The sequence below is a fragment of the Sulfobacillus harzensis genome (assembly GCF_012933365.1).
GTDB lineage: Bacteria > Bacillota > Sulfobacillia > Sulfobacillales > Sulfobacillaceae > Sulfobacillus_B > Sulfobacillus_B harzensis.
Window position 1 is genome coordinate 1 of sequence record NZ_JABBVZ010000304.1, and the last position, 874, is coordinate 874.

General features: G+C 66.5%; 1 protein-coding gene. It reads right to left on the bottom strand.

What is annotated here, in order from left to right; genetic code table 11:
• A partial coding sequence (locus tag HIJ39_RS23185) for a transposase (protein WP_207711896.1) occupies positions 1–874 on the bottom strand: 874 nt, incomplete at both ends.

Genomic DNA, 874 nt, shown 5'->3' on the forward strand with positions numbered 1-874 from the left:
GTGAGCGTCCACGCCAGCCGGTAGGTGGGATCCTCGTGAATCCGCGCACTCAAGGTCCCCGTGGCGTGCCGCGGAATGCGCCGCCATCCCGTGCTCAGCCAATGTGCCCACTGACGGGGCGTCCAAGGTTTGCGGTACTGGAGGGGCGTGCGGGGGTCGGGGTGTCGCGTCGCCGCGCGACGCCCGCGGTTCACGCGGCCGCGACGGCGGCGGAGCCAGCGGGAGACGGTTCCCACAGATTTCGTATAACCCTGTTGGGAGGCAGCCTCCCACAAGGCCTGCGCGGTCATGTGACGATCGCCTTGCCATAATATGCTGAGCACGTGATCCTCAGCTGACGGGGACCGAAGTCCGGGGGATCGGGGGGGCCGGGGCTGGTCCGCGGCGAGATCCTTACGGACCGTCTCCCGATCGCAATGCAGATGGTCGGCAATCGCGGAGACAGACCATCCATGGGCATTCAATCGATGCACCGCTTCCCAGCGCTGGCGCTTCCGCGGCGAGACGGTCGGTGTTGCGACAGCGTCCGGCCGCTCCGGCATTTCGCGCGGATCTTGGGGAATCCCCGCGGGCGGATGCCAGGCTCCGATGATGGAGGCGACCCGGTCACCCCAATTTCTGAGCAGATGAAACCGGTCGGCGACTTGCTGGGCTTGGGGGGCCCCCTCGCGGGCGCCTTTGGCATACGGGCCTCCGCGATCCCGAGAAATGACCTGAATGCTGGGATGCTGACGCAGCCAGGTTGCCAGCGTCTCGGCGGTGCGATCCGGCAACACGGCCACCGGACAATGCGTGGTCAAATCGACGATTAGGGTCCCGTAGCGCTGGCCTTTTTTCCACGCCCAATCATCCACGCCGATGATGGTCAAGGCCG